General features: G+C 51.9%; 23 protein-coding genes and 2 tRNA genes. 13 read left to right on the top strand and 12 right to left on the bottom strand.

The window, feature by feature from the left end:
• Positions 1-33: 33 nt before the first annotated feature.
• The 6 genes from IMCC13023_RS01510 to IMCC13023_RS01535 are packed head-to-tail and all read right to left on the bottom strand — an operon-like array spanning position 34 to position 6727.
• Entirely contained in the window at positions 34-1515 is a 1482-nt protein-coding gene (locus IMCC13023_RS01510) for a serine/threonine-protein kinase (protein ID WP_007540528.1), read from the bottom strand.
• Entirely contained in the window at positions 1512-2963 is a 1452-nt protein-coding gene (locus tag IMCC13023_RS01515; RefSeq protein WP_007540530.1) for a peptidoglycan D,D-transpeptidase FtsI family protein, read from the bottom strand. The genes IMCC13023_RS01510 and IMCC13023_RS01515 overlap by 4 nt, the downstream gene beginning before the upstream one ends.
• Positions 2960-4324 (bottom strand): FtsW/RodA/SpoVE family cell cycle protein, encoded by a 1365-nt coding sequence (locus IMCC13023_RS01520; protein WP_100207036.1) that lies wholly within the window; start codon positions 4322-4324, stop codon positions 2960-2962. Before IMCC13023_RS01520 ends, IMCC13023_RS01515 begins: the two co-directional genes overlap by 4 nt.
• The gene (locus tag IMCC13023_RS01525; RefSeq protein WP_007540534.1) at positions 4317-5570 is read right to left on the bottom strand and encodes a PP2C family protein-serine/threonine phosphatase; all 1254 of its coding nucleotides are present in this window, start codon (positions 5568-5570) and stop codon (positions 4317-4319) included. Before IMCC13023_RS01525 ends, IMCC13023_RS01520 begins: the two co-directional genes overlap by 8 nt.
• A gap of 4 nt (positions 5571-5574) precedes the next feature.
• The gene (locus IMCC13023_RS01530) at positions 5575-6063 is read right to left on the bottom strand and encodes an FHA domain-containing protein FhaB/FipA (protein ID WP_007540536.1); all 489 of its coding nucleotides are present in this window, start codon (positions 6061-6063) and stop codon (positions 5575-5577) included.
• Positions 6056-6727: an FhaA domain-containing protein gene (locus IMCC13023_RS01535; RefSeq protein WP_007540538.1), complete on the bottom strand. Its 672-nt coding sequence runs from the start codon at positions 6725-6727 to the stop codon at positions 6056-6058. Before IMCC13023_RS01535 ends, IMCC13023_RS01530 begins: the two co-directional genes overlap by 8 nt.
• 129 nt (positions 6728-6856) lie before the next feature.
• On the opposite strand from IMCC13023_RS01535, the gene IMCC13023_RS01540 reads away from it, so the two are divergent.
• Both IMCC13023_RS01540 and IMCC13023_RS01545 read left to right on the top strand, forming a co-directional pair.
• Positions 6857-7480 carry a trimeric intracellular cation channel family protein gene (locus tag IMCC13023_RS01540; RefSeq protein ID WP_007540540.1) on the top strand — a complete coding sequence of 208 codons (624 nt, stop codon included), beginning with the start codon at positions 6857-6859 and terminating at the stop codon, positions 7478-7480.
• Positions 7481-7613: 133 nt separating this feature from the next.
• The gene (locus IMCC13023_RS01545; protein ID WP_007540543.1) at positions 7614-8291 is read left to right on the top strand and encodes a hypothetical protein; all 678 of its coding nucleotides are present in this window, start codon (positions 7614-7616) and stop codon (positions 8289-8291) included.
• A 150-nt stretch (positions 8292-8441) separates the two neighbouring features.
• Here the strand turns inward: IMCC13023_RS01545 and trhO are convergent, their stop codons facing one another.
• On the bottom strand, positions 8442-9353 hold the full coding sequence (trhO, locus tag IMCC13023_RS01550; RefSeq protein WP_007540545.1) for an oxygen-dependent tRNA uridine(34) hydroxylase TrhO: 912 nt from the start codon (positions 9351-9353) through the stop codon (positions 8442-8444).
• A 44-nt stretch (positions 9354-9397) separates the two neighbouring features.
• Here trhO and IMCC13023_RS01555 point away from each other — a divergent pair, with 44 nt between their 5' ends.
• A complete protein-coding gene (locus tag IMCC13023_RS01555; RefSeq protein ID WP_100207037.1) occupies positions 9398-11362 on the top strand; it encodes a M13 family metallopeptidase in 1965 nt (654 codons plus the stop codon).
• A 53-nt stretch (positions 11363-11415) separates the two neighbouring features.
• Positions 11416-11910: an acyl-CoA thioesterase gene (locus tag IMCC13023_RS01560; protein WP_007540550.1), complete on the top strand. Its 495-nt coding sequence runs from the start codon at positions 11416-11418 to the stop codon at positions 11908-11910.
• Here the strand turns inward: IMCC13023_RS01560 and IMCC13023_RS01565 are convergent.
• Positions 11907-12236, bottom strand: a complete 330-nt coding sequence (locus tag IMCC13023_RS01565) for a GNAT family N-acetyltransferase (RefSeq protein WP_050816702.1) — start codon at positions 12234-12236, stop codon at positions 11907-11909. The two genes, IMCC13023_RS01560 and IMCC13023_RS01565, sit on opposite strands and share 4 nt — an antisense overlap.
• A 19-nt stretch (positions 12237-12255) precedes the next feature.
• Between IMCC13023_RS01565 and IMCC13023_RS01570 the strand changes: the two genes are divergently transcribed.
• A complete protein-coding gene (locus IMCC13023_RS01570; RefSeq protein WP_249859679.1) occupies positions 12256-13095 on the top strand; it encodes a DNA-methyltransferase in 840 nt (279 codons plus the stop codon).
• On the opposite strand, the gene IMCC13023_RS01575 is transcribed toward IMCC13023_RS01570, so the two are convergent.
• From IMCC13023_RS01575 to IMCC13023_RS01585, 3 genes are all read right to left on the bottom strand, one after another.
• Positions 13055-14449: an ABC transporter permease gene (locus tag IMCC13023_RS01575; RefSeq protein ID WP_007540557.1), complete on the bottom strand. Its 1395-nt coding sequence runs from the start codon at positions 14447-14449 to the stop codon at positions 13055-13057. The two genes, IMCC13023_RS01570 and IMCC13023_RS01575, sit on opposite strands and share 41 nt — an antisense overlap.
• Position 14450: 1 nt before the next feature.
• The gene (locus IMCC13023_RS01580; RefSeq protein ID WP_007540559.1) at positions 14451-15404 is read right to left on the bottom strand and encodes a thiamine ABC transporter substrate-binding protein; all 954 of its coding nucleotides are present in this window, start codon (positions 15402-15404) and stop codon (positions 14451-14453) included.
• 162 nt (positions 15405-15566) lie between these two features.
• Positions 15567-17249 (bottom strand): MDR family MFS transporter, encoded by a 1683-nt coding sequence (locus IMCC13023_RS01585; protein WP_007540561.1) that lies wholly within the window; start codon positions 17247-17249, stop codon positions 15567-15569.
• Positions 17250-17276: 27 nt separating this feature from the next.
• On the opposite strand from IMCC13023_RS01585, the gene IMCC13023_RS01590 reads away from it, so the two are divergent.
• Positions 17277-18116, top strand: a complete 840-nt coding sequence (locus tag IMCC13023_RS01590) for a M15 family metallopeptidase (protein WP_050816703.1) — start codon at positions 17277-17279, stop codon at positions 18114-18116.
• 3 nt (positions 18117-18119) lie between these two features.
• Here IMCC13023_RS01590 and IMCC13023_RS01595 read toward each other — a convergent pair whose 3' ends face one another.
• The gene (locus IMCC13023_RS01595; protein WP_040324795.1) at positions 18120-18518 is read right to left on the bottom strand and encodes a hypothetical protein; all 399 of its coding nucleotides are present in this window, start codon (positions 18516-18518) and stop codon (positions 18120-18122) included.
• Between the two features lie 51 nt (positions 18519-18569).
• On the opposite strand from IMCC13023_RS01595, the gene pheA reads away from it, so the two are divergent.
• The 7 genes from pheA to IMCC13023_RS01630 all read left to right on the top strand — a co-directional run bounded on the left by pheA (position 18570) and on the right by IMCC13023_RS01630 (position 24489).
• Positions 18570-19499, top strand: coding sequence for a prephenate dehydratase (pheA, locus tag IMCC13023_RS01600; RefSeq protein WP_007540567.1), 930 nt, complete (start codon positions 18570-18572; stop codon positions 19497-19499).
• A gap of 38 nt (positions 19500-19537) precedes the next feature.
• Entirely contained in the window at positions 19538-20803 is a 1266-nt protein-coding gene (gene serS / locus IMCC13023_RS01605; protein ID WP_007540568.1) for a serine--tRNA ligase, read from the top strand.
• Complete coding sequence (locus IMCC13023_RS01610; protein WP_007540570.1) at positions 20804-21634, top strand: Cof-type HAD-IIB family hydrolase; 831 nt, start codon at positions 20804-20806, stop codon at positions 21632-21634. It abuts the gene before it with no gap.
• A 17-nt stretch (positions 21635-21651) separates the two neighbouring features.
• Positions 21652-21739: transfer RNA gene (locus tag IMCC13023_RS01615), tRNA-Ser, on the top strand.
• Positions 21740-21914: 175 nt separating this feature from the next.
• Positions 21915-23153, top strand: a complete 1239-nt coding sequence (locus IMCC13023_RS01620; RefSeq protein ID WP_007540574.1) for an LCP family protein — start codon at positions 21915-21917, stop codon at positions 23151-23153.
• 54 nt (positions 23154-23207) lie between these two features.
• A tRNA-Ser gene (locus IMCC13023_RS01625) sits at positions 23208-23301 on the top strand.
• A gap of 294 nt (positions 23302-23595) precedes the next feature.
• Positions 23596-24489 (top strand): ice-binding family protein, encoded by an 894-nt coding sequence (locus IMCC13023_RS01630; protein ID WP_007540575.1) that lies wholly within the window; start codon positions 23596-23598, stop codon positions 24487-24489.
• Positions 24490-24538: the final 49 nt, after the last annotated feature.

A 24538-nucleotide genomic window follows, 5' to 3' on the forward strand; every position in this document is an offset into this window, starting at 1 on the left:
GGTTATTGCTCGCATGACTCGGTTACAGTCTTATTACCCCGTTGTGCCCGGATCTACCGTGACCACATCTCCAACGGTGTCACCTGGAACCACCGAGGGCACGTCAGCCACTGGAGTCTCTGACGGAGCTGGCTCACCATTGGCTGGGTCTGTTGCCCCCGGAGTTGGTTCAGCGGTGGCCTCACCCTCCGGAATCTCAATCGGAATGTCTTCGTAATCGCCGACGTAATAGGTAACGTTCACGGTGCTTCCCACCATTATGTTCCCAGTTGGAGCGGCCGCATAAACCACTCGAACCTCGGGAGAGCTGCCGGGGATGAGTTCACCGGGTATTGCGTTCACGACGAAACCACGCTCGGTCAACCACGCTGTTACCTCACTCAAGTTTTTGCCCACCACATCAGAAACCAAGATCAGGTAGGTGGCGGGCTCGGTGGGTTCTGGTTCCGGAGTCTCTTCCACCGTTTGAGTGGTGTTGGGGGTCGAATTTGGGGTCGTGGTTGGAGAGACGTCAGAAGCGTTGGGCTCCGAAAGAATCGCCACAATCACCACAATTGTGGTCAGAATCAGTAATCCAATTGTTGCAAGCCAAGGCCACACAATCGGCGCCCTTGGTAATGGTGCAGTGTCAGTAGATATCACCTCGGTGACAGGATCATCGATTGGGGTCGCGGAGGTAATAGGAGCACCTTTGCGTTTTTCCTTGAGCAGAGCCTCCGCCCTGATCGCCAGCGAGGTTCCTGACTCTGGACGCTGATTAGGCTTTTTAGCCAGGCAGCTAAGAACTAGGTTTTGCACTCTTGGGTCAATCGAATCGGAAAGAGCCGGCGGCATCTCGTTTATGTGTGCCATCGCGATCGCCATTTGGTTCTCACCGCGGAATGGTCGTTTACCCGCGAGCGCTTCGTATGCCACAACCCCGAGCGAATATAGATCCGTTGCACCGGTTGAAGTTTTGCCGGTTGCCTGCTCTGGGGCCAAGTACTGAACGGTTCCCATTACCTGTCCGGTTTTGGTGAGCGGAACCTGGTCACCCACTCTTGCAATACCAAAGTCGGTTATCTTCACTTTGCCATCCGGTGTGATTAGCAGATTGCCCGGCTTGATGTCTCTATGAACCAAGCCCCGGGCGTGAGCAGCAGCCAGAGCTCTAGAAGTTTGAGCCACAATGTCTAGCACTTGAGCTTCGGGCAGTCGTTTTTCACGTTCCAGCAATCGGGACATCGATTCACCGGGGACTAACTCCATAACAAGATATGCCGAACCAGTGTCCTCGCCGTAGTCGTAGATATTGGCAATACCTGCGTGTTCGACAAGGGCTGCCGAGCGGGCCTCGGTTCTGAATCTTTCCAAAAACGCTGGGTCGGACAGATACTCTTCTTTGAGGATTTTGATGGCGACCTGGCGCAAAATTAGCTCGTCTTCCGCCTGCCAAACCTCTCCCATGCCACCAATGGCAATGCGCAGTTGGAGTCGGTATCGCTCTCCATAAAGTTGTCCCACGGCCGGCTTCATCGGTTCAACGCCGCCTTCATAACTGCCTTAGCGATCGGTGCGGCAATTTGGTTACCGGTTCCGTTCTGACCAATGCCACCGCCGTCTTCAACCACCACGGTGACAACAATCTGCGGAGATTCAGCCGGTGCAAAGCCGGTGAACCAGAGTGTGTAGGGGTCATCGGGCCCGTTTTCGGCAGTGCCGGTCTTGCCTGCAACCGCGACCTGTGGAATCGCCGCGTTAGTTGCAGCTCCGTAGCCGACTGAGTCGACCATCATGCGGGTCAGCAGCGCTGCAGTTTCTCTAGACATTGGAGAGGAAAACACTTGGGGCTCGGGCTGGCTCAGAACGTTTAGATTGCTGGCGACAACCTGATCAACAAGCTGCGGTTTCATGATTACGCCCTGATTGGCAATTGCAGCGGTGGTCATCGCCATCTGCAGCGGTGATACTCGAACATCAAACTGCCCAAAACCAGTAAGGGCTAGCTGAGACAACTCCAGGTTGGTTGGATAAACGCTCGGTGTTACCGAAAGTGGAATCGCAATCTCGTCCCCAAAGCCCATTAGTTCTGCCATGGCTCGGATTCGATCCTGACCTAGGTCGACTGCGAGCATCGCAAATGGAATATTGCAAGATCTAATTAGGGCCTGTTCTAGAGTTACCAGTGCCCCTTCTCCGCAGGTGTTGTTGGAAGAGTTTTGAATCGTCGTTGTTGTGCCGGGGAGTCTGTAACTAGCTAGGTTTTCGAAGGTCGTTGTGGTGCTGTAGCGGCCAGATTCGATAGCGGCTGCCGCGACAATAAGTTTGAACACTGAGCCAGGCGGATAAAGGTCCCCTCCGATTGCCCGGTTCACAAGAGGCTTGTCCGGGTCATCCAGGTAGTCTCGGTAGGCCTGGTTCACCGGGTCGTACTCGTGGCCTGACATGAGGTTGGCATCAAAGGTTGGCTTTGAGACCATCGCGAGAATGCGGCCGGTTGTTGGGTCAAGAGCAACTACGGCACCCTTCCGCCCGCCGAGGGCATCCCAGGCAGCTCGCTGCACCGCCGGATCCAGGCTTAATTCGACCGCGGCACCGGTTACCGGTGTGCCATCGAGGAGTGCATTTATTTGCTCAAAAAACTGCGCGGAGCTTTGGCCGGCGAGAAGCGAATTCATGGAGCGCTCAATGCCAGAGGATCCGGTGAAAATGCTGAAGTATCCGGCAACTGCACTGTAAAGAACAGAGTCGTACTTTCTTAGAAACCGGTACTGGTCGTTCACGGCATCGCTTGTGACAATCTCGGTTTGTCCAACCAATATCGAACCGCGCTGAGTTTTATAGGTTTCGTAGGACGCGCGCACGTTCCTCGAATCTTGATAAAGAGATTCGGTTCTAACAACCTGTATAGACGAGGCAATTGCGAACAGCGCAATGAACATTACGGTCAGCGCAAGGCCGACTCGTCTAACTTGCCTGTTCATTCCTTCACCCGCTTGAGCGAAGAGTCAGAAAGCACCAGCAGGAGCGCAATGATCGACCAGTTTGCAAGCAGGGCACTACCACCTGCTGCCAAGAACGGTGTAGTTAGACCAGTCAAGGGCAACAACCCCATCACGCCTCCGGCAACAATAAACACCTGAAGGCCAAGTACAAATGAGAGCCCCAGTGCAAGCAGCTTAGAAAAATCGTCCTGGTGAGTATTTGCAATCCTGAGACCGCGGTAAACAATCAGCAGGTAAATTGCCAAAATCGCAAAAATTCCGGCTAGACCGAGCTCCTCCCCGAGCGCTGCGAATATAAAGTCACTTTCGGCAAGTGGAATCAGCTGAGGGAAACCAGAACCAAGTCCCGCGCCAATCACATCACCGTGAGCCATTCCAAACAGTCCCTGCACCAGCTGGTAGCTACCACCTTGGGCGGTGTAGTTTTCGGTTGCAAACGGAGCCAACCAGGCATCGAAGCGAGCACCGACATAGCCAAACAACCTGGAAGCCACCAGGGCTCCGGTGACCATCATTACCAAGCCAATACCAACGTAGAAGCCCCGACCGGTAGCGGTGTAGATCATGACAAGAAAGAGACCGAAATACAGAATCGAAGTTCCAAGATCGCGCTGGATCACAAGCACCGCAATTGAGGCAACCCAGAACAGCAATATTGGACCTAGGTCCTTCGCGCTTGGAATCTTCATCCCCAACACTCGAGATCCAATTTCAGAAAGTGGGCCTTTTCTGGAAACTAAGTAGCCCGCAAAGAAGATTGCCAACAATATTTTTGCTATTTCACCGGGCTGGAAGCTCAGATCTCCAATTGCAATCCACAATGTCGCACCGTTGAAAGTTCTACCAATAACTGGTGCCGCTGGAAGTAGCAGTAAGACAACGGCAGCCGCACCTGCCAAATATGGAAAGCGCCTAAGAACAAGCGGGTTCCGTACCAGCCGAACCACGACTGCGGCAATCAGCATTGCAAAGCAGCTCAACCAAACCTGGCGCTCGGCAAACAGGTCCTGACCACCCCTGGTTATCTCAGCTAAGTCCAGACGATAAATCATGGCGATGCCCAGGCCATTTAGTAAAAAGGCCAGGGGTAGCAGTAGACCATCGGCGTTCAGTACGTATTTCCTGAGCACATAGTGGAAAATCCAAGCGCTTATGGTTGGCGGAGCCCAGTAATAGAGCATGTCCCACGACATCCGCTGACTGACCGCGAGTTGAATTTGGGCTAAAGCAAAAGCGTGAATACCGGCAACCCAGAAAAGCAAAACTGCTTCAAAGTTTCTTGAGCGCGGAACAGCCTTCAGCAACATTGGAATTGCTTGAGTAAGTGAGACGTTACTCATTGATTCCGTCCTGAAGCTGTTCGATTAGGCGCAATGCGTCATCTAACGACTCAACCGAGATGGATCTTTCAATCAGGGTTTGCTGGAACTGAGGGAGATCTTCGATGTTTATGTTCGACACTAGGTATGGGCTTGAGAAATTCAACGGACCCAATTGCTCATTGATGCCCTGGTAGACGGTGACCTGACCATCAAAGACATCAACGAAGTAACGGGTCTGGGTGTATTGGTAGGCACCGAAGATTACACCGACCGCTACGCCGGCAAATAACAGCCAAAGCGCCGTTATTCTGACCGCGCGCCAGCGCAGCTTGCGTCTGGTCTCAGCCAAAATCTTTTCAAGAAGCTCCTCGGACTCTGGGGCATACTGAGCTGGATCCTCTGGGCTTTGCAGCAGTTCAAGCAGGCTCAATGGGTTGAATAGGCGCAGGATCTTTCCACCCTTGCGCTCTTCAATGACAACTTCATGATCCGCTGAACCAACAAAGTGAGCACCGGGTTCAAAGTCCGCCTTGACGGTCGGGCGAACAATGTCAGTGATAACCACCGTTACGTTGTCCGGTGCACCGTGCTCAAGAGCTTCCCCCACTAAAAGCTCAGCGGCTTCTTCAGTTGGAATGTTTGAAGCCAGGATCTTGGCCATGACTTCACCTGGGACCACGCCGCTCAGGCCGTCGCTGCAAATCATCCAGCGGTCACCGGGCAGTGCGTCGTGAAGTGCAATATCTAGCTCCGGGTCACCCTGAACATCACCAAGTACTCGCATTAGCACCGATCGACGCGGGTGAACTAGGGCCTCGGCTTCAGTAATTCGGCCAAGATCAACGAGCTTTTGAACGAACGAGTGGTCTTTGGTTATTTGGGTAACTTCGCCGGAACGCACTCTATAAATACGGGAGTCACCGATGTGAGCGGTAATGATCTGACTGCCGTGGACCAAAAGCCCTGAAAACGTGGTTCCCATTCCCTGAAGTTCTGGGTGCTCAACCACGGTCCCGGTCAGCATGGCGTTGGCCGCAAGAACCCCAGCCTTCAGGGTTTCAATTGCCTCTTCAACCGTGTCGTACTTGCTATCGGTTAGTGCAACGCGCTGCGAGGTAATAGCCGATGCGATGTCTCCTCCGGCGTGACCACCCATGCCATCGGCCACGAAGAACAACTGGTAACCGGAATAACCGGAATCCTGGTTCGAACTGCGGTGCTTGCCGATGTCGCTGGCTGCATAGCTAATGGTCTTGATCGCCAACTGACTACGACCTCAACTCAAAGGTCGTTGTGCCAATGCGAATCGTCATCCCAGCTCTAATTGTCACCGGGGTGGTTATTTTCTTGCCGTCTAAGTTGGTGCCGTTGGTGGAGTTTAGGTCTTGCAGGACCCAGTCGGCCCCAACATGCACAAGCTTTGCGTGCATCGACGAGGCAAACTCGTCGCTGATGACCATGTCTGAACTCGGAGCGCGGCCAATCAGCACTTCTTTTTTGTTCTCAAGCGGGATGTTGGTTCCAGCGGTGCGGCCGGTCAGTACAGCAATCTCGGTTGGGTCAAAACTGTCGCCATCATCTATCCCGAGGCTCGCAGCTGATCCCGCGGTTAGCATCGGCGCGTTTTGCTTAGCTATGCGACTGATAACTCGCCTGCCATATAGGTCAGCGCGAATAACGGAAAGCAGGCTCAAAATAAACACCCAGAGCACCGCAACAAAACCGATGCGAATCAGGAATAGTGCCAGTTCACTCACTTGGCTCTCCTGTCAGGGCTAGTAGCTCAAAATCAAATTCTGTCCTACCGGCAGTTATCTTGCTGCCGGATCTAAGAACCACCTCATTTACTCTCGAGCCATCTACGAAAGTTCCGTTGGTCGACTGCAGGTCTCTTATGGCAGCAACGTCGCCGTTGAAGGCAATCTCAAAGTGGATTCGGCTCAGACCGCGATCATCGATTGCCACGTCGGCGCTCGCGTCTCTGCCAAAACTAGTAGTTCCACTGGACAGCTCGAGGCGCTGGCCGTCATAGGAAATTATTGGTTTCCAGCTAACCAAACTGCCAACTGCTGCAGAACCAACCTGAATTCGACCCCGTGCAACTTTTTGGTCAGCTAAAACCTTCAGTTCAAGCTCGCCTGTTAGTTGGTAGCTCTTCTGACCGGCGTAGTTTGCGACCTCTGAACCTATGGCACGAAGAAGCTGATCGGAGAGGTTGTCTTTGTCTTGGGGGCTCAGTTTTATGAGGTATCGATGAGGAACTAGCGTCCGATCTCTACCTGGGGCGGTGGCTGCGACGTCCATGGCGTTTTTAACAGCCTGAGAGATCTCAATCGGCTGCAGCTGCTTTTTGGATAGCTTGGAAAACATTGAGACAACCGTGCTCTCAATGCGCGCCTCGGCCTTGTCTAGAAAGCCCACGTTACCTGCTTCCCTGAGCGGTTCTTAGGTTTGGCAAGTCTACCGCTGAGTGGCTATTTCGTCTGGCAATCTTTGCCAATCCGGGCGCCACCTTATTAGGGTTAATGTGAATCTAAATCGGGAAGCGAATTGCTAGAAACATTTCTAATCACACTGGAAGCACTTGGAGTGCTGGCGTTTGCGCTGTCCGGCATCATGGAGGCAGCTAGAAAGCAGTTTGACCTGGTTGGCGTTGTGATGATCGGTGCTGTCACCGCTTTTGGTGGCGGAACTCTTCGAGATGTGCTGTTAGACAGAAGGCCATTTTTCTGGGTCGAGCAAGAATTTTGGGTCTGGGCTCTTATTTTGGTGGGCTTGTCTCTGCCATTTTTCTTCAAGGCGAACCACATCGCGTTAACCGAAAAAGCGATTGTGATCCCCGACGCTGTTGGGCTTGGAATATTTGCAGCTGGTGGTACTCACCTTGCGCTGGTTGCTGGCATGAGCCCGATGATTGCAGTTTTGATGGGGGTCATCACGGCAGTTGCCGGTGGTGTGCTGAGGGATGTCCTAGTGAATGAAGTTCCGAGGGCATTTCATGACCACCAGCCCTACGCCGCAATCGCGTTTGCCGGAGGTTGGGTTCTTGTCCTACTGAGCTACCTGAACACTCCCGAGTATCTGGACGTCGCTATTGCGGCAATTCTGATGGTCGCCATCAGGCTGATTGCCGTTCGATTTAAAATTGAACTTTTCCGCTGGCGTTACCTGTAGCCCTCAGCCAACTAACAGAAAAGGCCTTTTTCTGGCAGCGGACTGCCAAAAGCATCTCAACCGCCTGAAATTCAGCTTCTTTCCCAATCTGCATTACTAATTTGTTGCTTATCCATCAAACAAGGGAAAGAAAATGAACACAAAATCCAAAATCGCTATAGCAGCAAGCGCGAGCCTGGCAGTTGGGGCGCTTACATTCGCGCTTCCATCTCTGGCTCACGACTCACAAGGACCAAATAACTCCGAACCCAAAATCGAGAGCGGCATGCACGGCGACAGGCCGAACGCGAGTGAAATGAGGAAAGAACATAACTCCGCGACTCTGTCAGCTACCATCACCGGCATCCCGGCAGATGTTACCGCGCTAAGAGAAGTTGTAAAGGGGGCTAACTACGAGATCTTTCGCCTCGAGGCCGGTGTAACCGCAGCCCCAACCACCAGACCCACAACTGGCGGACACGTAATCGGCGTGCGTCCAGTCCTTGATGCAAATCTTGATGTGATCATGCCTTTAATTACAGCCGGAACAGTCACGGGCGACCTGGTTTTCAAGGCAAGTCCAATCGAGGGCGTGGAAGTTTTCGCTCTCTACCCATCGGATGAGTCGACTCCGATTCTGGTGACGGTAACCACTGACTCATCTGGAGTTGCAACCGCAAGTGCAGCCGAAGCTCTCAGCATCAACTTCGACGTTGATGATGCCGCCAGCTTTAAGCCTCGCGGCAAAAAGCTAGGCGAGGGCGAGCACAAGGGAATGCGCAACCACGGCCACGAGCATGAAGATGTTGCTGACGAATCTGAGGACTCATAAAGCTGAGAAAGTACTGAGAGCTTGATGTTGAAACCCTGACTTTTACTCGGTCAGCATCGCTTGGCTTTTATGGTTAAAGGCATGTGATTCTCATAGATTACATACCCTCCTAATAGGGAGACCCTCGGGCAAGAACCCGGGGGTTTTTCCTTAACCTATTTGTTGGAGCTTCTTTCTGCCCCGAATGTGACTTTCGTCACATTTCAGGTTCTTTGGATTTGTAAAGCACTCGTCACACAACAAAACTAAATCCTTACAGCCCGGCCCCTCGCAGTCGCGGTACTGAGAAGTTTTTTCTGAGCAGTTCACACAAGTGCCAAGAGTCACTGCCTCTTCTGAAAAATTAAGGGTCATGCGGTTATCAAAAACGTAAAGCGCGCCTTGCCAGAGCCCAGCGTCCCGGTATTTTTGCCCGTATCGAACAATGCCGCCCTCGATTTGATAGACCTCTTTGAAGCCGCGGTTTAGCATCACAGCGCTCAAAATCTCACACCTAATGCCACCCGTGCAGTACGTGACAATCGGCTTGTCTTTCAGGTGGTCATACTTGCCCGATTCGATTTCTGCAACAAAATCGTGAGTGGTCTGGATATCCGGAACAATCGCATTTTTGAATTTACCAATTTCCGCCTCAAAGGCATTCCTGCCATCGAAAAAGACAACTTCGTCGCCGCGCTTTTCAACTAGCTCGTTGACCTGTTGAGGCTTTAGGTGCTTACCTCCGTTGACGACACCGGTGATGTCAACTTGCACTTCGTCTGGGGTAGTGAAGGCCACTAGCTCTTTTCGAACTTTGACCATGAGCTTTGAAAACTCATTGCCGGTGCCGGCAGACCACTTGAAATCTATTTTGGAGAAACCCTTGAATTCTTTGGTGGCGTGGGCGTACTTTTTTAGGTTCTCCATTTTGCCACCGAGGGTTCCGTTTATCCCATGGGGGGATATAAGAATCCGGCCCTTTAGTTCTAGAGTCTCGCAAAGGGTCCGCTGCCAGAGCATGATTGCTTGCGGATCCGCAATCGGTGCGAACCCGTAGTAGAGGATGATCTTGTTCAGGGGCATTAGCTGTCAGCCTAGTCACAATGCGCTGTCTTAGACTAGGAAGCATGTCAATGAAACCGGGGCTAGATAAAGCCGAACTAAGTCAAACCACTAAGCCAACCCAGGACCTATTCCGCCACGTCAACGGAAGCTGGTTGGATTCAACCGAGATTCCAGAGGACAAAGCCGTCTTCGGTAGTTTCCACATGCTGGCCGATGATTCAGAACTTGCCGTCAAGGAAATCCTCGAAGAAGCAGCCAACAATCCACTTCCGGGCGTTAGCCAGCAAATTGGAGATCTCTACGCATCGTTCCTGGACGAAGATCGAGCTGAGAAACTTGGAGCCACTCCACTTGCTGAGGGGTTATCTAAAATCGCAGCGGTTTCTGACCTCAAGGAGCTGCACAGTCTGATGGGCCAGCTCGAGCGCATGGGCGTGGGCGGGCTGTGGGGCAGTTACATCGATAATGACGCCGGTAACCCAGAGCGGTACCTGGTTCATTTTTACAACGGCGGCCTAGGCCTGCCGGATAAGGATTACTACACCGACGAGAAGTACAAGGATGTTCGCGAAGAATATCCAAAGCACATTTCCCGCATGTTGGTTTTGGCTGGCTTGAGTTCGGCAGAGGCTGAATCCAAATCGGATCAGATCTTGGAGCTCGAAACCAAGATTGCATCCAAGCACTGGAGCCGTGTTGAATCAAGAGACGCTGAAAAAACTTACAATCTCAAAACCTTTGCAGAACTAAAAACTCTCGCACCGAGTATTCACTGGGACGAATACCTTTCGGGCCTAGGTCTAACCGATTTATTCCTGGAATGGAATGTAGTTATGATGCCTTCCTTCTTCGAGGGCCTCGTCGACGTGTTGACAGCTAAAAACCTAGATGCTCTAAAGGCATGGCTGAGCTGGGTTTACATCAGAGCACACGCTCCTTATCTCTCCGGCGATTTTGTGGCCGAGCGCTTCGGCTTCTATGGGACAAAGCTAACCGGCCAGCCAGTAAATCGTTCGCGATGGAAGCGCGCGGTCAGCTTGGTCGAGGGGAGCCTTGGCGAAGCTGTCGGTCAGATTTATGTTGACAAGCACTTTCCAGCAAGCTCGAAGTCCCAAATGGACACTTTGGTGGCTCACCTGATTGAGGCCTATCGACAAAGCATCGACAAGCTCGAGTGGATGACTGACGCCACAAAAGAAAAGGCACAAGAGAAGCTGTCGAAGTTCACTCCGAAGATCGGGTATCCGGTCAAATGGCACGATTATTCGAGCATCGCTATCTCGCGCGAAGACCTTTTGCAAAATATTCAAAATGTTTCTGCGTGGGAGTTTGATTTCCAGGTCAAGAAAATTGGATCGCCAATCGATCGCGACGAGTGGCACATGACGCCTCAGACCGTGAACGCTTATTACAACCCTGGTCTGAATGAAATCGTCTTCCCGGCAGCAATTTTGCAGCCACCGTTTTTCTCCGAAGAGACCGACGACGCCATGAACTTCGGCGGAATCGGGGCCGTAATTGGTCACGAAATCGGGCACGGCTTTGATGACCAAGGTGCGAAGTACGACGGAGACGGGAAGTTGGTTTCCTGGTGGACCGATACGGACCTAAAGGCCTTTGAGCAGCGAACTAAATCTCTCATCGATCAGTACAACGAGCTGAGTCCGATTCAGCTTGATGACAGCAACAAGGTAAACGGCGAGCTCACCATCGGTGAGAATATCGGAGACTTGGGCGGTCTTGGTATTGCGTGGAAGGCATACCTAATATCACTCGATGGCAAAGAACCACCGACCATCGACGGCGTGACTGCGGCAGAAAGATTCCTTTTCTCTTGGGCTCAGTGCTGGCGAGGTATCAGCCGCGATGAAATTGCCATTCAGCGTTTGGCGACCGACCCACACTCACCGGCCGAATTCAGGTGTAACCAAGTTGTCAAAAACTTGGACATCTTCCACCAGACATTCCAGACCACTGAATTAGACGCAATGTGGCTTGCACCAGAAGACCGAGTGGTTATCTGGTGAAGCTCTGGTTTCGAATCCTCTTCATCAAGCTGACTTGGCGCCGCAGATCAAAGGTGACCATCGACGAAGTTTCGTCGGTAAGTCTTCGAGTGATGCCAACTGACCTAGATGTCTATAACCACATGAACAACGGCGTATTTTTGACGCTTATGGACCTTGGTCGATACGACCAGGGGCTAAGAACTGGCATTTGGCAGATTTGGAACAAAAAAGGTTGGTACCCGATAGTTGTCAACTCAACCATCAGTTACCGAAAGTCTCTTGAGCCCTGGCAGAAGTTCGACCTAGAAACCAAAGTGGTCGGTTGGGACGACATCGCGGTCTACATCGAACAGCGATTTGTTCGAAACGGTGAGATCTATGCCAAGGCGATTATGCGCGGAAGGTTCCTGAAGCGCTCTTGGGGCACTTTAACCCCGCAGGAAGTCATGGATGGTTCCGGTGGCTGGCCCGGAGATCGACCCGAGTTACCAAAGTGGATCGCCAGATGGGCGAAGGACACAGCATTACCCAAGGGTAAAGAACCAGCTCCCAGCACTTGGGACTAGTTAGCTCCCGGCCACCGGCAAGAAGCAACTGCTTCTTCGATGGTTCCCTTTAGTAGGTCGTGGGTCTCGGGATGTTTCTCCATGTACTTGACCACGTAGGAACAGACCGGAACAACTTTTTTGTCTCCAGCTTCTCTAAGTTCTTGAAGCGATTCGCGAACCAAAATGGCAGCTAGGTTTTTACCTTGATGTTCTGGGTTCACTTCGGTGTGGACCAAGTGGATCTCGTCGTCATTGATTACGTAGTCCATCAGCCCGACTCGAGAAGAATCCAAGAAAATTTCAAAGCGGTGGTTATCGCTATCGTGCACTACCTGTGTGCTCATGATGTTAATCTTTCTTCTTATGGCTATTAACGAGGTTATCAATGGGGAGAACCTCGCCGCACTTAAATCTATGGCGGATGAATCCTTTCAACTGATTTACATCGACCCTCCCTTCAACACGGGGCGCTCTCAGGTAAGGACGAACCGCAGCTCTATCTCGAGTATGACCGGGAACCTAGGGTTTCAGGGCAAGAGATACGAGCAGGTAGTCAAATCGGTTCTGTCTTACGATGATGACTTTGCTGACTACTGGGCATTTCTAGAACCCAGGCTCATAGAGGCTTATCGGTTACTCAATGAAACAGGAACGATCTATCTGCATCTTGACTATCGAGAGGCCCACTACGCAAAAGTTTTGATGGATGCACTATTTGGCAGAGAGTGCTTTCTCAATGAAATCATCTGGGCCTACGACTACGGCGGAAAGTCAAAGAGCAGGTGGCCGGCAAAACACGACACCATTTTGGTTTATGTGAAAAACCCAACCAAGTACTTTTTTGATAGCGCCACCGTTGATCGTGAGCCATACATGGCTCCCGGTCTAGTGACTCCAGAGAAGGTTGCTCGGGGGAAGCTCCCCACCGATGTCTGGTGGCACACGATCGTCTCTCCCACGGGAAAAGAGAAGACTGGCTACCCAACTCAAAAGCCACTCGGCATTCTCAGGAGAATAATTAGTGCCAGCTCAAGACCGGGCGATCGGGTGCTCGATTTTTTTGCAGGTTCTGGGACTACCGCTCAAGCGGCTTTTGAATTGAAAAGAAACTTTGTCGTGGTGGATCAAAACCCAGAGTCGATTGAAGTAATCACTAGCCGACTCAATGCCCTTGGCGTTGAGTACGTCCTTCAAGTGAAATAACCCAGACGACTACAAGGGCAACGGCAATAAATAGGCTCGCGGCAGCCATCGCCATTCCCAAGTTTTCTGCCCCCGGCCTTGAAATCAATCTGAACATAACAAGCGGTAATGTCGCTTGTGATCCGTAGGCAAGAAAGCTCGCCGCCCCAAATTCACCGAGCGAGCCCAGGGCAACAAAAGCTGCAGCAACACTGAGTGGCTTTCGAATAAGTGGCCCCTCGACTTCAGAGAACATCCGCCAACCAAAGGCTCCGTCCAGTTGGGCAGCATCCCTAATCTCCATGGAGACTGATTGCCTCGCCGGTCTCAGTACCTGATAACTAAGAGGAATTAGGAACAGGCTTTGAACAATGGGGACCAGTAGCCAAGTGCCACTTAGTGCAGAGGGTAGGTAACCGCTCAGAATCAAAAAAACCAAACCGAAGACGACTGGTGAAATACCGATCGGCAGCAAAACCAAGTAGCTGGTTCGCTTTCGGCCTGCGGCAAACCAAGCAACTGGTAGCGCAATCAATGCCGCAACTATCAAGTTTCGAAGACTGTTCAGTGCTGCCTCGGCAATTGAAATATTCAAAAGCTTCCTGCTACCTCGACCGGCAAGGTTTGCAAAATTCTCAACTAGCCCGGGCCCGTAAGTTATGGCTCTCACGAAAACCCCTGCAAACACAATCACGATTGCCGCTAACAGCAGTGCTCCTAGTAAGCCACCAAGCTTGGATCCGGTCGAGGCAGTTTCCTGCTCACCAAATAGTGGAGCCGGCTCTGCACCGATTGATCTTGCTAGATAGAAAAAGCAAAGAGTCAGTGCTGTTTGTAATAGCGCAAGAGTGAGTGCGAAGTTCAGGTCCAGGTCTCTTAGTGCCGCAGTCGCTATTTCGGTTTCCAGGGTGTCGACTTTGCCTGCGCCCAGTGTCAGCACAAGCCCGTAACTTGTTGCGCTGTAGAGGGCGACCAACAAACCCGCGGATAGCATCCCGGCAAGCTGCTGCGGTAGTTCGATGGCAAAACGCTTTCTGACACTACTTGCCCCATCAAGAGATGCGGCCTCGAGTTGGTCGGCGGGTACTTGATTTGCCGAAACAACCCTTGCCATGAATCCCGCGTTCATCAAAACATGAGCTCCAATGATCCAAAGTATTCCAGTAACGGAATTGAAGGTATTGGGCTGAAGGGGTAGAAGCGTGATGCCAATTAGAAACGGCGGCAGCAAAAATGGAACGAGCAAAAACGATGAAACAAGTTGCCTTGTCCTGCGGCCCGTGCCTGCTAGCCAGTTCCCGATTGGATAACCCAGGATTGTTGCAACCACCGAACTGAATAGTGCAATCAGTGCGGTGGTTGCAAACAGTTCCAAGTTAGTTGTCAAATACGTCCGACCAATCGGTCAACCACTGGTCACGATTTGCATTTATGTCTAAGCCCTCACCCAGCAAGCTATCTGCAGGCTGAGCAAACTTTGCCCAAGCTTCTGGAACCTCGATGGCTTCGTTAATTGGATAGACATACATGTTTTCCGGAACCGAAGCCTGGAAGCTATCGCCAAGCAGGAAGTCGACAATTGCCTTGGCGCCAGGGTTGTTGTCGGCATTGTTTAGGACACCGGCGTATTCAATCTGCCTGAAGCATTCGGTTCTAAGTGCAGCTGAGCCCGGGGTGCCGTCTTCTTTAACTTCGGCTGAGGGCGACGATGCGTAGCTCAGGACAATCGGTCGGTCACCACCGTATCTGGTGAAATCAACGAAGTAGGCATCTTCCCAGCTACCAGCCACCTTGAGATCGTTGTCTCTTAGTGAGCGCCAGTAAGCAAAGACCTCAGCGCTGGTGTCAAAGCCGGCGTGTGTGGTTGCCAGAAATGCTAGCCCTGGAGAAGAGAAGTTTGGGTTGGTCACAACGACAAGACTCTTGTATTGCTCTTGACCTAGTTCACGCCAAGAAGTCGGAGGGGCAATTGAACTCTCGGCAAACCAGTCGAGGTCATAGTTGAAGCAAACATCCGAGTAGTCGATTGCTTGCATTTCACCGGCAACAATGTTGTTGTCGGTAGCCACCCCAGCGAAGGTGTTATCAATGCCAAAGAACGCGTCTGCAACAGGCGCGTTGGTAGTTAGCACTAGTTGGTTTGTTAGTGACCCGGTGTCACCGAGCCTGATTATCTCTAGTTCGTATCCGGTTTCGCTCTCGAACTCGGCCACGAGCTCATCGCTAATGACAAAAGAGTCATGGGCTGCGAGGCGAACAAGGGTTATGTCTTGAGCGCTGCAACCGGTTAGGGCTAAAGCGCTGATTGCTACTATTGCTAGTTTTTTCATTTTTCGTGCCTTTTGGTGTTAAGTAGGCACGGGTTAGAGGTCTCTACCTACGCTGGCATTACCCAGATCAGGTTTGACGGTCGAAGACTCTATTTCTAGTCTTCCTCTCAGTCCGGTTTACCGAACTCCCGTGGTGTTACAAGAAAAGCCTAACCGATAAAGCTACTTGGTCGAGCCGGCCGCATCTGCAACTTCTTGCGAGGCGCTCTTTTCGCGGAGCGGCACCTCCTTGATAAACCAGCTAATAACAAAGGCTGCCCCGACAAAGAAGATTGCAACCAAGAACACAGTGAGCGATGACTCAACAAAGCCGATTCTGAAGGGCAGCGTCAGCCTGTCATCCGCACCTATCAAGAAGGACGAATCAAGTGTTATCTGGCTCGCGCCAGATGGTCCACTCTGGAGGATGTCGATAATCGCATCGTTGTTTGGGTCTGCCAATACCTGAGGGTCGCTAGTCGCGCTAGCGATTCCTTCACGAACGTCCGTGCGCCTGAAGGCGGTGGTGATTTTGTCTCCAACCTGACCAAACAGGATTGACATAAACACCGCGACACCGAAGGTGCCACCCATTTGCCTAAAGAAAGTTGCTGAACTTGTAGCAACACCAATGTCTCTTGCGGCAACCGAATTCTGGCTCGCAACCATTGTGGTCTGCATCAGCTGACCGAGGCCGAGGCCGATCATCACCATACCTATTGAGATAACCCAAATTGGGGTTGAGGCATCCATCATCAAAAGCATGAACAGGTATCCCAAGAACAACACGGCGGTTCCGGTGTTGAAGAAGATCCGGTACTTGCCGGTTTTAGAGGTAATTCGTCCGGAACTAATAGTTGCGGTCATCATTCCGGCAACCATTGGGAGCATCAAGAAGCCGGCTTCAGTTGGGCTTGCACCGTAGACAACCTGAATTATCAAGGGCAGCACAATCATTCCACCGAACATTCCAACACCAATAATGAAACCGAGGATCTGGGTTCTTGCGAAGGTTGGCTCCTTGAATAGATAAAGAGGGATTAGCGCAGCTGAACCCATCTTCTTTTCAATCAGTATGAAACTGACGATGCCAAAGACTCCAGTGACATACATTGCTATCGCCATCGGGCTAGACCAGCCCCACTCGCGACCCTGCTCGGCGATCAGCAAGAATGGGACGACCGCCAACACGATTGTCACCGCCCCCCACCAGTCGATCTTCTGAGGTCTTGGGTTATGCGGGATGTGTAGGAACGTCACAACCATGAATAGTGAGACGGCACCAATTGGAATGTTCATCAAGAAAATCCAGCGCCAGCCGTCAATAAATAGAATCTCTCCGGCTCCTGCAAGTGCTCCACCAACAACCGGGCCCAGCACAGAAGAAGTGCCAAAGACTGCCAGGAACATGCCCTGGTACTTTGCTCTTTCTTTTGGCGGAACAATGTCGGCGACGATTGTGAGAGCAAGCGAGAACAGCCCTCCAGCACCCATTCCCTGAAGCGCGCGGAAACCTGCTAGTTCAGCCATTGAGGTTGCAAAGCCGGCGGTAACCGAACCAACGATGAAGATCACGATCGCAATCATGAACAAGGGCCTTCGACCGAAAATGTCGCCGAGTTTGCCATAGATGGGGGTAGTGACGGTTGAGGTTATTAGGTAGGCCGTGGTTGCCCAGGCTTGAAGCGAAAGACCAGAAAGATCATCGGCGATCGTCCGCATCGCGGCACCAACCACAGATTGGTCAAGGGCTGCCAAAAACATTCCGGACATTAGCCCGATAAGAACTATCCAAATTTGCCTAGGAGTCATGGTGCCAGATTGGGCTGCCTTTTTTGCGGCATCCCGAGAGGTGTTCGTGGCCAATTGTTCTCCTGGATTTAGGGTTTAGAGATGCCCAAGTCTACGCCTCTGAAACGGAGTCCCCTATTTATTTTTGGGCCTCCGGTTCTTTTATCAATTGTGGGCGTTGGTTTAGTCGTTCAATCTGGCAGTTTTGCAAGCCCAAAGCTTGAAATGGTCAACGAGCAAATCACAATCAATGCTGCCGAAGGCCTAGTGCCTCCAACTCTTGGGCTAACCGATTACATCTACCCGCGGCTAACGATTGATTCGGCTAACCAGCCTTTGGTGGTTGTGAACAAACTACGGGCACTAGACCCGATCGACTTTGCGCCTCCGAGCCTGACCGCCATGCCCTCCAGTGAGTCTTTAGACAACTCAAGAGAATTGGTGTTGGCTCCTTCGGCGGCCCATGCGCTTGTCCTGATGGCAGAGCAAATGCACGCCGAAGGCTACGGTCAGCTGTTTGTGAACTCCGCTTATCGAACCTATGACTATCAAGTAGAACTGTTTGAATCAAAGACCCGTCAGTACGGTTTGGCGGGAGCACTTGTGAGAAGCGCAAAGGCCGGTCACTCAGAGCACCAAACCGGCTTGGCGGTTGATGTTTCTGTGCCGGCTCAGGGCTGCGCAATAATGACCTGCTTTGGAGAAACTGTTGGAGGTAAGTGGGTAGCCGCCAACTCCTGGCGCTTTGGTTTCATTGTTCGCTACGAAGAAGAAACGACAGCTATCACCGGGTACAGCTACGAACCTTGGCATCTGCGATTCGTGGGCGAAGAGTTAGCTACTGAGTATTCCAAAAACGGAATACATACTCTTGAAGAGTTCTGGTCTTTGCCAGCCGCTGAGTTTTACCCCGAGGAAGTTGTTGAATCCAAGATCGATTGATGCTCAACCAATCTGGGGGTTACGCCTTGCCAGGAACACCAGGTATGCAGAAGAAAACCCAAAACCTATTAGTGCGTAGAGAATTACGAACCAGGTAACGCCGGTTGGAATCAAGAGTGTCATGACACCCAACCCAAAAGCTCCAACCATCATGACCCTGGCAGCCCATAAAACACCATTGGTGCTTCCCGCCTGAGCGATTACAAACATCAAACCCCCGAGGGTGAGTATTGTCACGCCAGATAGCTGCATCGACCAATCGAGGTTCAAAGATCCGGGCATTCCAAGAAGATCAGTGAACACACGCGGTGCCAAGAACAGCACCAGAGAACTAATTGCGAAGACTAGAGCGCCCAATCGAAGCACGCCCCGCAGTCTTTGAACATCACCTCTTTTATTCATAAACGCATCGTATTGCTATCGGAGGTTTCTTGCCTGCCCTAATCTTGAAGCATGTCTAAAGACACCAAGATTGCGTACCTGGGACCAGCCGGAACATTCACCGAGATGGCGGCAAAGATGCTGCCCGGGGCAGCCAGTGCTGAACTGGTTCCGATGGCAAGTGTTACCGAGGCGATCGACGCTGTTTTGGCAGGGTCAGCAGATCGAGCAGTAGCACCAATTGAGAACTCACTCGAGGGCGGCGTCAGTGCCACCAGCGATGCTCTTGCGACAATTGTGGGGGCTCAGATCTACGGTGAGTACTTGGTTCCCGTGAAATTTGACCTGATGGTTAGGTCAGGAACTGTCATTGCGGACATTCAAGAAATACTCACCCATCCGGTTGCGTACGCCCAATCCAGGAAGTGGCTGAGCCAAAATCTGAAGTCCCACACCCACATACCGGCTGCATCAACCGCAGCTGCTGCTAAAGCGCTGGCCGACGGCTCAACCGCTCACGCCGTAATCGCAGCAACGGGGGCTGCTGACATTTACGGCCTCGAGATAATCGCGAGCGACATCGGCGAAAACCAAGATGCTCAGACCAGGTTCTACGAAATCGGTAAAGCTGGAACGCCTCCAGCAAAGACTGGCCAGGACAAAACCAGCGTTGTGGTTGAGCTGCCGGATGATCGTCCCGGTGGGCTACTAGAAATGCTTGAGCAGTTCGCGGCCAGGGGTATCAACCTTTCAAGAATTGAGTCCAGGCCAGTTGGCGATCGCTTCGGCAGGTATCGCTTCAACATCGATGTTGAGGGTCACTTGGATGACGAGGCAATCGGTGAGGCCTTGATGGGCCTACACAGGTTCAGCCCCAAGGTCGTTTTTCTAGGTTCTTATCCAAGAGCGGACCACTCCGACTCTGTTCACCTCGGCAATAACGCAAACCCGGATTACCAGTCGGCCCAAACCTGGCTTCAAAAGCTTCGGGACACCCGCTAATCCCAAGCAACGCTTAGCTAGCAGGTAGGCTTGAACCCGTGATTGACATCAACTTACTTCGGGAAAACCCTCAGGCAATTAGGGATTCTCAGGCTGCTCGAGGCGCCGATGAGGCTCTCGTTGATTTAGCCGCGAAGCTTGCGGAACAGAAAAAAGTTGCGCTGCAGCAGTTCGAAGCTATGAGGGCAAAGCAGAATGCCCACGGCAAGCTAGTTGCTCAAGCCCCCAAGGAAGAAAAGGCAGAGCTAGTCGCTCAGGCCCAAGAGATGTCTAGCGATGTGAAAAAACTTGAGGCTGAGGCAAACTTTGCCGACCAGGAGCTAATGGTCGTTCTTCACAAAATCGAGAATGTTGTTCTTGAAGGTGTACCAGCTGGATCCGAAGAAAACTTTGTGGTTATCAAAGAGGTTGGCAAGAAGCCCGAGTTCTCTTTTGAAGCGAAGGACCACGTTTCTCTTGGCGAATCACTAGATGTCATAGACATCGAGCGCGGCGCCAAGGTTTCTGGCTCCAGGTTCTATTTTTTGAAGGGCCTTGGAGCAAGGCTAGAACTTGCTCTGATGCAGCTCGCCCTTGATCAAGCCAGCGAAGCTGGCTTCACCGCTTTGATAACTCCGACTTTGGTAAAGCCCGAGATCATGCAGGGCACTGGCTTTTTGGGAGAGCATTCCGCCGAGGTTTACTACCTTCCCGCCGATGATTTGTATCTAACTGGCACAAGCGAAGTTGCCCTTGCCGGTTATCACAGCGGCGAGATCCTTGACGATCTAACAACTCCGATGCGCTATGCCGGCTGGTCGACTTGTTACCGCAGGGAAGCTGGGAGCCACGGCAAGGACACCCGAGGCATTCTTCGGGTACACCAGTTCAACAAGCTTGAAATGTTCTCTTACTGCAAACCCGAAGACGCTGAAGCCGAGCACGCTAAGTTACTCGAGTGGCAAGAGCAGATGCTTCAGAAATGTGAATTGCCCTATCGGGTTATTGATGTGGCAGCCGGAGATCTTGGTTCAAGCGCGGCAAGGAAGTACGACATAGAGGCTTGGGTTCCAACCCAAGGCGGCTACCGCGAATTGACTTCAACTTCAAACTGCACGACCTATCAAGCCAGAAGACTAAACACTCGCTACCGCGATCAAGACGGCAAACCAGCCGTCGCAGCGACGCTGAACGGCACTCTTGCAACTACCAGATGGTTGGTTGCAATCCTGGAGAACCACCAGCAGGCGGACGGATCAGTTTTGATCCCAGCTGCGCTTCGCGGGTATCTCGGTGGCGTTGAGAAGATTGGGACTAAGAACTAGATGGCTGAAGATAACAAATGGTTGATCGGCATTGACATAGACGGCACCCTGGTTCACGATGACGGTTACCTCTCAGAGAGTGTGCTTGCTCAAATAAACCGAGTACGCGATTTAGGTCACCATGTCTTTGTCGCAACCGGCAGAGCGGCATCAAACGCCTACCCGGTTATCAAGCAGTTGGGTATCGACACCGGGCACGCGGTCTGTTCTAACGGGGCAGTGACTATCAAGCTCGATGCTGCTCACCCCAAGGGCTTTTCAATCCACGATATAAAGACTTTTGATCCGGCAGATGTTCTAGCAAGGCTCATTGACACTGTTCCGAATGCGCACTTCGCTGTGGAGGACCTAGACGGTGGTTATCGGTTTAATAAACCCTTCCCAAGCTATGCGCTTGGGGACCAGAACGTTGAAACTCCCCTGGAAGAGCTCCTTCACCACCCAGTTAGCCGAGTCGTTGTATTGTCACCGGATCACGACGTCGATCAGTTTCTAAAGATCATGGACGAGGTTGGCTTGCAGTCCGTGAGCTACGCCATTGGTTACACGGCTTGGTTAGACATTGCCCCAAAGGGCATTGACAAAGGTCACGCTCTGAACCAGCTAAGAGACAACTACAACCACACCTCTAATCGTGTTGCTGTCATTGGTGATGGCAGGAACGACATTGAAATGTTCCAGTGGGCCCAGAGTCTCGGGGGCCATGCTTTTGCAATGGGTCAGGCGCCGGAAGAAGTAAAGATGGCTGCAAGTGCAGTCACGGCCTCCGTTACTGAAGACGGGGTCGCTCAAGTGCTGATGTCGCTCGAGGGACTTGAGTTTATTCAATAACCGCTAAACTCTTCCGCGGAGGCCTGTCCGAGCGGCCGATGGAGCTGGTCTTGAAAACCAGTGGGCAGAAATGTCTCGTGGGTTCGAATCCCACGGCCTCCGCCATGAAAGCTTAGAAGCCAGTCTCAACTCTTGTTGACACTGGCTTTTTTGTTTACCCAGAAAATCAGAGCACAACCAGGTAGCGGGATAGATGTGAATTTGATTGGAATTTCGGCGAGCATCCTCGTGATTCGAGTAGTCTCGGAGCTGTAAACAAGACCTTCTGGAAAAGACCTAAGTGACTGATTCCGATTACGAGTTCCTAGAGGACTCAAAACCCAAGAGACGTGGCTGGCTAAAGGCCATTGTCTGGGTATTGATTGCCCTGATTTCGGGGACGGTGGCAACGGTAGCTGGCGGCTATTTCTACATAACCGGTCAGCTAAGCGCTTCGGGCATTGAGGTTTACTCAACGGACGGCAGTAGCTTCGATCTTCCAACCCCAGCCGACATAAACGGTCCGATTAATATGCTTGTGATTGGCTCTGACACCAGGGTTGATCAGGGCTCAACTTCCTACGGGCCAGTTGGATCGGCGCTCGCGGACGTCATAATTTTGGTTCACATTTCCCAAGACCGTAAAAATGCTGTTGCCATGAGCATCCCGAGAGACCTAATGGTCTCGGTTCCAGAGTGCCCAGATCCAAAAGGCGGAGAAGCTTTCCCGGCCAAGGAATTTACTCAAATCAATTCCACAATGACCAAGGCGGGCCCTGCCTGCACGTTGCTTGCTGTTCAAGAGCTAACCGGAGTCGCGATTCCGTATTTGGCAATGATTGATTTCAAGGGTGTAATTGCAATGAGCCAAGCAATCGGTGGGGTGGATGTTTGCGTCGCGAACACAATCGATGACAGCTATACGGATCTCTATCTAGAGGCTGGCGATCACACGCTTATTGGTGATGAGGCCTTAGCATTCCTTCGAACCCGTCACGGCGTTGGTGATGGCTCTGATTTGTCCAGAATTTCAAACCAGCAGGTTTTTCTGACCTCAATGATCAGAAAGCTCAAAGACGAAGGCGCACTTGCTAACCCGTTTAAAATGTTCCAGCTTGGAACTGCCGCTCTTTCAAACATGACGCTTTCCAACAGCCTGACCGACCTTGGAGTTATCTACGGGCTTGCCAGGCAGGTCAACAACGTCGACCTAGACAAAATAACTTTTATTCAACTTCCGGTTTATGACCTAGAAGGCGAATACGCAGGCAGGGTTGCAGCCTCTCCCGAGCGCGCTCAAGAGCTCTTTAACCTAATAAAGAGTGACCAGCCGCTTGTGTTAGCAGAAGCCAATCCAGGCACGGGTGCGGTGATTGCTGAAGACCCAGCCACGGCCACTGCAACTCCATCTGCAACTCAAACTCCAACACCGACCACTAACCCAGACGGCACCGAGCAGCCGGTTGATGGAACATCAACCACTGATCTACCAGACTGGGTAAAGGGAACCAACGCCGCAACAACTAGCTGCTCTAACTAGCCTGACCTCAAGTTTGGGATAGTGACCAGTATCTTGTAAGCTTTGCTAGCAAATGGAGACGTCGCATAGCCCGGTCTAGTGCGCCCGCCTGCTAAGTGGGTAGGGGACCAAAATCCCCTCGAGGGTTCGAATCCCTCCGTCTCCGCCAGTTGCATGTTAGAGAAAGAACCAAAGTACTAAATGGGCTGGGCCTCCCCTCATTTGACTCTTTAGAGACAGTATATTTGACTCTTTAGAGACAGTATCGATAAGTACCGAATAATTACAGGTCTCCTCGCAAAAAGCAGCGATTGGACACCCGCATATATACAATGACCGGTCTTTGGGGAGTGGATTTCGCCCTCGGGGCTTGGCTTGAACTAGGGTCCTTCATAAGAAGCAAATAACAGCTTCATATGTTGGCTGTTGATTTGACAAAAAATTTGAGAACGAGAGGCATGAAATGAAAAAAAGAAATAGATCGCTGATCGGAGTTCTAGCGAGCGTTGGGATTCTAGCGAGCGCAGGGCTGTCGGCCTCTGCCGAAGCAACGAACACCTTCTCGCTGCTTGCAGGCGGTGGCATTACGACCGGAGCCCTAAATGGTCTCTCCGGCGATATCGGTGCTGGAGGAGCAGTAACCACTGGAGCCGGTACTACGGTCGAGGGAAATCTTTATGCTAACGACGCAATAACCACTGGTGCCGGTACTTCGGTCACAGGAAGTCTTTTTGCTGGTGACGCAATAACTACTGGAGCCGGAACTCATGTCTCTGGAACGTTCATAGCAGGATCGGCGATAGTTTTGGGTGCCGGCACAAGTGGCGTTCATCCGCCACTTCGTGGTGCAGACACCATTGCAATGGGCAACGCCGACGCCGACGACATCAATTTGAGTTCGTACACAATACAAATGGACAATTCCACTGAAGAACTGGCAGAGCTCAAGGCTCTACCGGCCGATGAGGAAACAACCGACAGGGAGCTTGGAGCCAAGACCCTGTCTGTCAACGAAAATGGTACCTTCGTTTACACTTCTGAGACATTCTTTACTCTGAGTGGGACGCTGACACTTTCTGGCAATGGAACTTTCATTATTAGAACCCCAAAGTACATCTCTGCTTCTGCAGGTGGATCGGTAGTTCTCGCGGATGGAGCGCTAGCCGAAAACGTCTTCTTCGTCACGGGGAGTTACTTTTCCGCGGGAGCAGGAGCAGACCTGTACGGAAATATAATGGCGACTAGCTACGCGACACTGGGTGCAGGCTCCAAGTTTGGGGGAAACATCTTCTCGAAGGATGGTTACATCACCCTGGGTGCGAATGTGGATGAAAAGACCGGCACCATCACCTGGTAGGCGAAGCGAAACTTCGCAACAAATCCGATTTAGAAATTGGGAGGCCCCG

Origin of the sequence: Candidatus Aquiluna sp. IMCC13023 (assembly GCF_000257665.1) — a bacterium.
GTDB lineage: Bacteria > Actinomycetota > Actinomycetes > Actinomycetales > Microbacteriaceae > Aquiluna.

Coding starts and splice junctions, on each gene's coding strand:
- IMCC13023_RS01510 (WP_007540528.1), bottom strand. CDS start 1,515: ATGAAGCCGGCCGTGGGACAACTTTATGGAGAGCGATACCGACTCCAA.
- IMCC13023_RS01515 (WP_007540530.1), bottom strand. CDS start 2,963: ATGAACAGGCAAGTTAGACGAGTCGGCCTTGCGCTGACCGTAATGTTC.
- IMCC13023_RS01520 (WP_100207036.1), bottom strand. CDS start 4,324: ATGAGTAACGTCTCACTTACTCAAGCAATTCCAATGTTGCTGAAGGCT.
- IMCC13023_RS01545 (WP_007540543.1), top strand. CDS start 7,614: ATGAACACAAAATCCAAAATCGCTATAGCAGCAAGCGCGAGCCTGGCA.
- trhO (WP_007540545.1), bottom strand. CDS start 9,353: ATGCCCCTGAACAAGATCATCCTCTACTACGGGTTCGCACCGATTGCG.
- IMCC13023_RS01555 (WP_100207037.1), top strand. CDS start 9,398: ATGTCAATGAAACCGGGGCTAGATAAAGCCGAACTAAGTCAAACCACT.
- IMCC13023_RS01565 (WP_050816702.1), bottom strand. CDS start 12,236: ATGAGCACACAGGTAGTGCACGATAGCGATAACCACCGCTTTGAAATT.
- IMCC13023_RS01570 (WP_249859679.1), top strand. CDS start 12,256: ATGGCTATTAACGAGGTTATCAATGGGGAGAACCTCGCCGCACTTAAA.
- IMCC13023_RS01580 (WP_007540559.1), bottom strand. CDS start 15,404: ATGAAAAAACTAGCAATAGTAGCAATCAGCGCTTTAGCCCTAACCGGT.
- IMCC13023_RS01590 (WP_050816703.1), top strand. CDS start 17,277: ATGCCCAAGTCTACGCCTCTGAAACGGAGTCCCCTATTTATTTTTGGG.
- IMCC13023_RS01595 (WP_040324795.1), bottom strand. CDS start 18,518: ATGAATAAAAGAGGTGATGTTCAAAGACTGCGGGGCGTGCTTCGATTG.
- pheA (WP_007540567.1), top strand. CDS start 18,570: ATGTCTAAAGACACCAAGATTGCGTACCTGGGACCAGCCGGAACATTC.
- IMCC13023_RS01610 (WP_007540570.1), top strand. CDS start 20,804: ATGGCTGAAGATAACAAATGGTTGATCGGCATTGACATAGACGGCACC.
- IMCC13023_RS01630 (WP_007540575.1), top strand. CDS start 23,596: ATGAAAAAAAGAAATAGATCGCTGATCGGAGTTCTAGCGAGCGTTGGG.